We start from the raw sequence: 9,217 nt of genomic DNA on the forward strand, positions 1-9,217 counted from the left end.
CTGGGGCGGCACCGCGGGCAGGGTGGGCACGGGCGTGGGTACGGGTGTGACATTGCCGGGTGGCGCCGTGCCGTTCGGCGTGTGTGTCATGTGACCTCCCCCGTGGTCATCCCTCGCGGCAAGTATCGCCGCCGCGACCGACATGTGCACCGGCCTTGGCACGATCTTGATCCGATCGCAGCGCAACCGCCGAGAACCCCGCCCCCACCCTGCCCACGAACACGCCCGGGAAATCAGTTCGGTTCCCACACGGACGGGGGAGGCGGACGCTGGGGGTACCCCCTCCGGGGGAGGCACCCCGCAGGCGCCGGGCTGCGCGAACACCCCCGGCCCACACCAACGCCGGGGCACCCGTACCGCGCCGGGCCGCGCGACCCCACCCCCGGCCCACCCCGACGCGCCCGGCTGTCAGGCCTCGTAGTGCCCGCGCAGCCGCCCGTGCGCCTCCTGAGGAACGCCCAGTCGATCGAGCCCCAGCAGCCCCGCCCCCAGCACCGGACTCGTGGTGACCACCCGGGGGACCGCCTTCGGCGCCCGGACGGCGAGGAGGGCGTGAATACGGTCGTCGAGCCGGGGGTGCCGTGCCGCCAGCACCCCACCCCCCAACAGCACCGGCGTCTCCTCCTCCAGCAACCCCAGCCGCGTCAGCGCGACGACGGCCATCGTCACGATCTCCTCGGCCTGCCGGTCGACGATCGCCCCCGCCACCCCGTCCCCCTCCGCCGCCACGGCGAAAAGCACCGGAGTCAGCTCGTGCCGCCGAGCCGCGGGCACATGACCGAGGTGCAGCGCCTCGATCAGAGCGGGCATGTCGGGGAGCCCGAAGTGGGAAGGCAGGGCACGGGCCAGAGCGGTGGGCGCTCCCCGCCCGTCCCAGGCACGCGCCGCGTGCCACAGCGCCTCCTCGGCGAGCGCCCAGCCCCCGCCCCAGTCCCCGGAGATCCGCCCCACCGCCGGAAAGCGGGCCGTACGGCCGTCGGGAAGCATCCCCACGCAGTTGATGCCCGCCCCGCAGACGACGGCCACCCCCCGGGGCTCGGCCACCCCCGCCCGCAGGATCGCGAACGTGTCGTTGCGCACCTCGGCGCTCGCGCCCCAGCCCCGCTCCGCCAGCGCCGCCGCCAACCGCTCCTCCTCGACCGGGAGGTCCGCATTGGCCAGGCAGGCCGAGACGTGGGAGACGGCGGGGGTGCCGGCGGCGCCGAGCGCCCGGTCGACGGCCCCGGCGAGAGCGGACATCGCCGCCTCCAGACCCACGGCCGGCGGCCGGAACCCCTCCCCCCGCGCCGTCGCCAGCACCGTCCCGTCGTGGGCGACCACCGCCACGTCCGTCTTGCTGTTGCCGGCGTCGATGGCGAGGACGCCCGCGGTCAGGCCCACGCGAGGTGCTCCCGGTTGTGTGCGACGAGGTCGTCGGTGAGCCGGTCGGCGTACTCGTACTGGCCGATCAGGGGATGGGCCAGGAGCGCACGGAAGACCCGGTTCCGGCTGCCGTGCAGGGCCGCCTCCAGGGCCAGGTCCTCGTACGCGGTGACGTCGGCCATGAGGCCCGCGAACAGGGGTTCCACGGAGGGGACGGGGAGCGGGGCGGCGCCCTTCGGGCCCACCGCCGCCGGTACTTCGATCACCGCGTCGTCGGGGAGGAAGGGCAGCGTGCCGTTGTTGAGGGTGTTGACCACCTGGTGGGGGGAGCCCGCGCCGCGCAGGAGCGCCGCCGCCAGGTCCACGGCCGCCTCCGAGTAGTAGGCGCCGCCCCGTTGGGCCAGCAGCGCCGGTTTCCCGTCGAGCGCCGGGTCGGCGTAGAGGGCCAGGAGGCGGCGTTCCATGTCGGCCACCTCGGCCGCCCGGGAGGGCTTGGTGCGCTGTTCCCGTACGACCTCGTCGTGCGCGTAGAAGTAGCGCAGGTAGTAGGAGGGGATCACGCCCAGGCGGTCCAGGAGGGGGCGGGGGAGGCGGAGGTCGGCGGCGATCGTGTCGCCGTGGGCGGAGAGGAGGCGGGGGAGGACGTCCTCGCCCGCCGGGCCGCCCAGACGTACCGCCGTCTCCCAGGTGAGGTGGTTCAGGCCCACGTGGTCCAGGTGGATGGCGGTGGGGTCGGTGTCCAGGAGCGCCGCGAACTTGCGCTGGAGGCCGATGGCCACGTTGCACAGGCCCAGTGCCCTGTGGCCGGCCCGCAGCAGCGCCCGGGTGACGATGCCCACGGGGTTGGTGAAGTCGATGATCCAGGCGTCGGGGTTGGCCCGCCGTACGCGGTCGGCGATGTCCAGCACGACCGGGACCGTGCGCAGCGCCTTGGCCAGGCCGCCGGCGCCGGTCGTCTCCTGGCCCACGCAGCCGCACTCCAGGGGCCAGGTCTCGTCCTGCTGCCTGGCGGCCTGGCCGCCCACCCGGAGCTGGAGGAGGACCGCGTCCGCGCCGTCCACCGCCGCGTCCGGGTCGGTGGTGGTGGTGATGGTGCCGGGGTGGCCCTGACGGGCGAAGATGCGGCGGGACAGGGCGCCGATCAGCTCCAGGCGGTCCTCGGCCGGGTCGGTGAGGACCAGCTCGGTGACCGGGAGCGTGTCCCTCAGGCGGGCGAAGCCGTCGACGAGTTCGGGGGTGTAGGTCGAGCCTCCGCCGACCACGGTGAGTTTCATGTCTGTTATCCCTTCACTCCGGTGAGGGTGACGCCCTCCACGAACGCCTTCTGGGCGAAGAAGAACACGAGGATCACGGGGGCCATGACCAGTACGGTCGCCGCCATGGTGAGGTTCCAGTCGGTGTGGTGGGCGCCCTTGAAGGATTCCAGGCCGTAGGAGAGGGTCCAGGCGGCCGGGTTCTCCGAGGCGTAGATCTGCGGGCCGAAGTAGTCGTTCCAGGCGTAGAAGAACTGGAAGAGCGCCACGGCCGCTATGCCGGGCCTGGCCATGGGGAGTACGACCCTGAGGAGCGTGCGGAGTTCGCCGCAGCCGTCCACGCGGGCCGCGTCCAGGTACTCGTCGGGGATGGTGAGGAGGAACTGGCGCAGGAGGAAGATCGAGAAGGCGTCGCCGAACGCCATCGGGACGATCAGGGGCCAGAGGGTGCCGGAGAGGTCCAGCTGCTTCGCCCAGAACAGGTACATCGGGATGATGACCACCTGGGGCGGCAGCATCATCATCGAGATCACCAGCATGACCGACAGATTGCGGCCCCGGAAGCGGAACTTGGCGAGCGCGTACGCCACGGGGAGCGAGGACACGACCGTGAGCACGGTGCCGAGACCGGCGTAGAGCAGGGTGTTGCGCCACCAGGTGAGGAAGCCGGGCGTGTCCCACACCCTGCGGTAGTTGTCCCACTCCCAGGTGTCCGGCACCAGGTCGCGGGTGAGGGCCTGCTGGTCGCTCATCAGCGAGGTGAGGACGACGAAGACGAACGGCAGGGTGAAGAAGAGCGCGGCGGCCACGCCGAGCGCGTGGACGGCGATCCACTCCAGCAGGGCCCGGCGGCGTGCGGTGCGTCGCCCGGGCGGCGGCACGGCGAGGTGTACGGGTTCGACCAGCAGCCGGGTCATCGGTCACCTGCCTGGATCAGGCCGCCGCGACGGCGCATCAGCAGGGCCGTGCAGGCCATCGACAGGGCGAAGAGGACCAGGGCCACCACACAGGCCGCGCCGTAGTCGAAGCGCTGGAAGCCGAGGTTGTGGACGAGTTGGGGGAGGGTGAGCGTCGACTTGTCCGGGTAGCCCGGCTCGAACTGCTGGCCCGAGCCGCCGATGACTCCCGAGGCGACCTTTCCCGCCACCAGGGGCTGTGTGTAGTACTGCATCGTCTGGATCACGCCGGTGACCACGGCGAACAGGACGATGGGGGAGATGTTGGGGAGGGTGACGAAGCGGAAGCGCTGCCAGGGTGAGGCCCCGTCCAGCGCCGCCGCCTCGTACTGCTCCTTGGGGACGTTCAGCAGGGCGGCCATGAAGATGACCATCAGGTCGCCCACGCCCCAGAGCGCGAGGGCGGTCAGTGCCGGTTTGGACCAGGCGGCGTCCGTGAACCAGCCCGGCGCCGGCACACCCCATCCCTCCAGTACGGCGTTGACCGGGCCGGTACCGGGGTTGAGGAGGAAGACGAAGGCGAGCGTCGCGGCGACCGGCGGCGCCAGGTAGGGGAGGTAGAAGAGGGTGCGGAAGACGCCCGTGGCCGTCTTGATCCTGGTGATGAGCAGGCCGACGCCGAGGCCGAACACCACCCGGCAGGTCACCATGACCAGGACCAGCCAGAGGGTGTTGCGCAGGGCCGGCCAGAACATCGGATAGTCCTGGAAGACGTACGTCCAGTTGTCCGGGCCCCGGAACTCCGGGACGCCGAAACCGTCGTACTTCATCAGGGAGAAGTACACCGTGGAGACCAGCGGGTAGGCGAAGAAGACGCCGAAGCCGATGATCCACGGGGAGAGGAAGGCGAGCGTCCGGAGTGTCGAGGCGCGGCGTTTCGCGCGGAGCATGTGCGTGGACATGGGCGGCTACTTCGCCTGCTCGATGTCCCGGTCGATCTGCTCGGCGGTCTTCCTCAGGCCCGCCTTCAGGTCCTTCACCCTGCCGGACTCGTACTGGAAGCCGAAGTCCTGGAGCGTCGTCTGGTACGTGGAGCCGTTGACGGAGGCCGGCGGGGTGTTCGACTCGGGGTGCCGGGCGATGTCCAGGAAGGTCCTGAAGGCCGGGTCCGTCTTCAGGTCGGGGGACTTCAGGGCCTCGAAGGTGGAGGGCACGTTGCGGATGGCGTTGGCGAAGGAGACGACGGCCTCGGTGTCGGTCGTCATGTACTTCACCAGCTCCCACGCGGCGTTCTGCTTCTCGCTCTGCGGGGCGATGCCCATGATCGTGCCGGAGAGGAAGCCCTTGCCGTACTCGTCGGCCTCGTCGTCGGCGACGGGCAGGGGCGCGGTGCCGATCTCGAAGTCGACGCCGGCGTCCTTCGCCATGCCCAGGCGCCATTCGCCGTCGAGCTGCATGGCCACCTGACCGGTGTGGAAGGGGTGTTCGGCGCCCCACTCGTCACCGAAGGTGTTGCGGTACTTCTCCAGCCTGTCGAAGCCGCCGAGGTCGTCGACGAGCTTCTTCTGGTACGTGAACATCTCGGTGAAGGCGGGGTCCTCGGCGATGTTCGACCTGCCGTCGGCGTCGAAGTAGGCGTGGTCCCACTGGGACATGTAGTGGCCGACGACCGTCTCGTAGCCGTGGTAGTTCGGCATGAAGCCGAGCCGGTCGTAGGTGTCGCCCTTCGGCTCGGTGAGTTTCCGGGCCGTCTCGGCGAACTCGGACCAGGTCCTGGGGGGTTCGGTGATGCCCGCCGCCTCGAAGGCGTCCTTGTTGTAGTAGAGGCCGTAGGCGTCGCCGAGGAGGGGGAGGGCGCAGCGGACGCCCTCGAACTGGGTGTAGTCCAGCATCGGCTTCGGGATCGTCGCCCCGAGGTCGAGCTTCGACTTCTCGATGAAGGGCTTCAGGTCGAGGAAGGCGCCCGAGGAGCAGAACTTGCCGATGTTGGACGTGGTGAACGAGGAGACCACGTCGGGGCCGTTCGAACCGCCCGCGCGCAGGGCCTGGTTGAGCTTGTCGTCGTTGATGTTGCCGACGACCTTCACCTCGATGTTGGGGTGGGCCTTCTCGAAGCGGTCCACGTTCGCCTGGACCGCCTTCACCTCGGCGGGGGCGCTCCAGCCGTGCCAGAAGGTGATGGTCGTCTCGGCGTTCGGGTCGTCCGTGGCGCCGGTTCCGGACTGGCCGGTGCAGGCCGTGGTGAGGACGGCGAGGGAGGCGGCGGTGGCCAGCGCGAATGTCGCTTTTCTGGATTTTCCGGGCATGACTGTGCTCCCTGGGGTGAGGGTGGGAGGGCGGAAAGGGGAAGGGGCGGGACTAGCGGGAGGTGTCGAAGACCTCGTCGCGGGTGGTCGCCAGCGCGCTTTCGAGCGCGCCGCGCAGGACCGGGTGTTCACGGACGTCGCCCACGACCAGACGGGGGCGGGAGGCGGCCAGTTCCTCCAGTTCGGCCTGGATCAGGGCGCGCAGCACCTCGCCGCCGGAGGTGAGGCCGGTGCCGCTCAGGACGACGAGTTCGGGGTCGAGGACGGAGACCAGGGAGGCGAGGCCGGTGGCCAGGCGGGTGGCGTAGGTGCGGAGGAGGCGGTGGTGCCGGTCGTCGTGGGGGGCCGCCGCCGCGCGTGCGAGGAGGGCGGCGGCAGCCTCGGGGTACGGGTCCTGCGGGATGTCCTCGATGCCCAGTTCGCGGGCGAGTTCCGGGACGGCCTGGGAGCCGGCCAGCTCCTGGAAGCCGCCGCTGTTGGCCTTGGTGACCTGGCGGACCAGGGGCGTGCCCGGCACGGGGAGGAAGCCGACCTCGCCGGCGCCTCCGGTCCAGCCCCGGTGCAGCCGGCCGCCGAGCACCAGGGCGGCGCCCAGACCCTCCTGGTTCCACAGCAGGACGAAGTCGGTGTGGCCGCGGGCCGCGCCCAGGCGTTGTTCGGCGAGGGCGACCAGGTTGACGTCGTTCTCGTACTCGAACGGCATCGGCAGCGCGGCGGCCAGTTCGTCGAGCAGCGTGGGGGAGTGCCAGCCGGGCAGGTGGGAGGCGTAGCGCAGGCGGCCGGTGTTCGGGTCGAAGGCGCCCGGCGTCCCGATGACCAGGCGGTGGACGTCGGCGCGGGACAGTCCCGCCGCCTTCGCCGCGCCGTCCAGGGCGTCGGTGACCTGCCGGACGACCGGGACGCCGGAGCGGCGGCCGGGGGCGGGCAGTTCGTGCCGGCCGACCGTGCGGCCGGTGACGTCGGCGACCGCGGCGCGTATCCGCCGGGGGTTGACGTCCAGTCCGGCGGCGTACGCGGCGGCCGGGTTGACCTCGTAGAGCTGGGCGCCGGGGCCGGGGCGGCCCTCGGTGGTGCCGGTGGCGAGGACCAGTCCGCCCGCTTCCAGGCGGGCCAGGAGCTGGGAGGCGGTCGGCTTGGACAGGCCGGTGAGCTTGCCGATCCGGGTGCGGGACAGCGGCCCGTGCTCCAGCAGGAGGTCCAGGGCGGCGCGGTCGTTCATGGCGCGCAGCACACGCGGGGTGCCCGGCGTACCGGCGGTTCCTGCCATGGGATGCGACACCTGCCCTTCCTCGACCGCCCAGCTTCTCAGCGGCCGGTGCGGGACGTCCATCCCGGTCGGCCGGGGTCACTGTTAGGAAAGTTTCCTGTCGGACGGGGAGGAACGTAAGCCCGGCGCGGAAGGGGCGTCAAGGGGGGAGCACGGGAAAGGGCGGCACCCGGGGGGTCCCGGGTGCCGCCCTTCACGAGCCGGCGGTCACTTCGTGGTGCTCGTCGGCGGGGGCAGCGGGGACGCCGCCACCGACTGCGGGGAGATCGTGCTCGCGTAGACCGACGGGGGCGCCACGCCCGCCGTCGGGTCGGCGCTCTCCACGTCCTCCGTGGCCGTGGCGCCGCCGACGATGCGGATGCCCCGCGCGTCGAAGGCCCGCTTGACGCGCCAGCGCAGCTCCCGCTCCACGGTCAGGGACTTGCCGGGCATGGTCTTCGCGGAGAGGCGGACCACCATCGAGTCCAGCAGCACCGAGTCCAGGCCGAGCACCTCGATCGGGCTCCACAGGAGCTCGTTCCAGGGCTCCTCCTTGCCCATCTTCTCGGCGACCTCGCTCAGCGTGGCCTTCACCCGGTCCAGGTCCTCGTCGGAACGGACCGTGACGTCCACGCCCGCGGTCGCCCAGCCCTGGGAGAGGTTGCCTATGCGCTTGACCTCGCCGTTGCGGACGTACCAGATCTCGCCGTTGTCACCACGCAGCTTGGTCACCCGCAGCCCGACCTCGATCACCTCGCCGGACGCCACCCCCGCGTCGATGGTGTCGCCGACGCCGTACTGGTCCTCCAGGATCATGAAGACGCCGGAGAGGAAGTCCGTCACCAGGTTGCGCGCACCGAAACCGATCGCCACGCCCGCGACACCGGCCGAGGCCAGCAGCGGGGCCAGGTTGATCTGGAAGGTGCCGAGGATCATCAGCGCGGCCGTGCCCATGATCAGGAACGACGCCACCGAACGCAGCACCGAGCCGATCGCCTGTGAGCGCTGCCGGCGCCGCTCGACGTTGACCAGCAGACCGCCGAGCGTGGTGCCGTCCACCGCCTGGCCGGTCCGGGACATCCGGTCGACCAGCTTGGTGATCGCCCGCCGCACCACGACTCTCAGCACCATCGCGATCACCAGGATCAGCAGGACCCTGAGCCCGATCGCGAGCCACGTCGACCAGTTCTCCTCGACCCAGCCGGCGGCGTTCGTGGCGCTCTCCTGGGCGTCCTGGAGCGAGGGCACCCGCGGTGTCCCGGACTCCGAGGGCGTCGGCGACGGATCGGCGGCCGACAGGACGGCGGACAAGGACACGGCAGGTACCTCCAGGTGCATGTCTGCCCCCGATGCGGCGGTCAAGGTCTTCGAGGTCACGATCGGGTCACCGGACGGGCAGAACCACCACACTAACGGGGCATTGTGCGGGGATCGGCCCCATGTGTGAAGAAGAGACGGTCCTCACCCGTGCTTGAACAGGCCATGATCCTGGGGATGAATCGGGATGTGGTCGAAAACACTCCCAGCCCGTTACCGGGACATGGTGGCGCGTCCACCAGGCATGAGGGGAGACTGACTACGGATCGTCCCGGCGCGAGCCACGCGCCGCCGGCGTACAAGGAGGCCGTCCGTGCCGCATGTCCTGGTCCTCAACGCGTCGTACGAGCCGCTCGGCGTCGTACCGCTCCGCCGCGCGCTCGTGCTCGTCCTCGAGAACAAGGCAGTCTGCCTCGAGGAGACCGGCGCCCACCTGCACAGCGCGACCATCACAGTCCCCGCACCCAGCGTGGTCCGGCTCAAGCGTTTCGTGCGGGTCCCCTACCGGGGGCCCGTTCCTCTCACCCGCCGGGCGCTGTTCGCCCGTGACGGGGGCCGGTGCATGTACTGCGGTGGCGTCGCAACCAGCGTCGACCACGTCATCCCGCGCAGCCGCGGGGGCAAGCACGTCTGGGACAACGTGGTGGCGTCCTGCCGCCGCTGCAACCACGTGAAGGCCGACCGCCACCTGATCGAGCTGGGCTGGCGCCTGCACCACAAACCCGCCCCGCCCACCGGCCTGGCCTGGCGCATCATCGGCACCGGCCACCGGGACCCGCGCTGGCTGCCCTACCTCCAGCCGTACGGCGCGGACGACGCGCTGGCCCGGATCGACGG

General features: G+C 71.2%; 8 protein-coding genes. 1 reads left to right on the forward strand and 7 read right to left on the reverse strand.

What is annotated here, in order from left to right:
• Positions 1-408: 408 nt before the first annotated feature.
• From B7767_RS07345 to B7767_RS07375, 7 genes are all read right to left on the reverse strand, one after another.
• A complete protein-coding gene (locus tag B7767_RS07345) occupies positions 409-1,380 on the reverse strand; it encodes an N-acetylglucosamine kinase (RefSeq protein ID WP_085571439.1) in 972 nt (323 codons plus the stop codon).
• Positions 1,371-2,636, reverse strand: a complete 1,266-nt coding sequence (locus tag B7767_RS07350) for a 6-phospho-beta-glucosidase (protein ID WP_085571440.1) — start codon at positions 2,634-2,636, stop codon at positions 1,371-1,373. The genes B7767_RS07345 and B7767_RS07350 overlap by 10 nt, the downstream gene beginning before the upstream one ends.
• A 5-nt stretch (positions 2,637-2,641) precedes the next feature.
• Positions 2,642-3,532 (reverse strand): carbohydrate ABC transporter permease, encoded by an 891-nt coding sequence (locus B7767_RS07355; protein WP_085571441.1) that lies wholly within the window; start codon positions 3,530-3,532, stop codon positions 2,642-2,644.
• Positions 3,529-4,473, reverse strand: coding sequence for a carbohydrate ABC transporter permease (locus B7767_RS07360; protein WP_085571442.1), 945 nt, complete (start codon positions 4,471-4,473; stop codon positions 3,529-3,531). The genes B7767_RS07355 and B7767_RS07360 overlap by 4 nt, the downstream gene beginning before the upstream one ends.
• Before the next feature lie 6 nt (positions 4,474-4,479).
• A complete protein-coding gene (locus tag B7767_RS07365; RefSeq protein WP_085571443.1) occupies positions 4,480-5,817 on the reverse strand; it encodes an ABC transporter substrate-binding protein in 1,338 nt (445 codons plus the stop codon).
• A gap of 52 nt (positions 5,818-5,869) precedes the next feature.
• Positions 5,870-7,084: an ROK family transcriptional regulator gene (locus B7767_RS07370; protein WP_085571446.1), complete on the reverse strand. Its 1,215-nt coding sequence runs from the start codon at positions 7,082-7,084 to the stop codon at positions 5,870-5,872.
• A 207-nt stretch (positions 7,085-7,291) separates the two neighbouring features.
• Positions 7,292-8,401 (reverse strand): mechanosensitive ion channel family protein, encoded by a 1,110-nt coding sequence (locus B7767_RS07375; RefSeq protein WP_179167058.1) that lies wholly within the window; start codon positions 8,399-8,401, stop codon positions 7,292-7,294.
• A gap of 292 nt (positions 8,402-8,693) precedes the next feature.
• Between B7767_RS07375 and B7767_RS07380 the strand changes: the two genes are divergently transcribed.
• Positions 8,694-9,217, forward strand: a 524-nt coding sequence (locus B7767_RS07380; protein WP_085571445.1) for an HNH endonuclease, incomplete at its 3' end; no start/stop codon positions are given.

Source organism: Streptomyces sp. 13-12-16 (assembly GCF_002114215.1).
Taxonomy (GTDB): domain Bacteria; phylum Actinomycetota; class Actinomycetes; order Streptomycetales; family Streptomycetaceae; genus Streptomyces.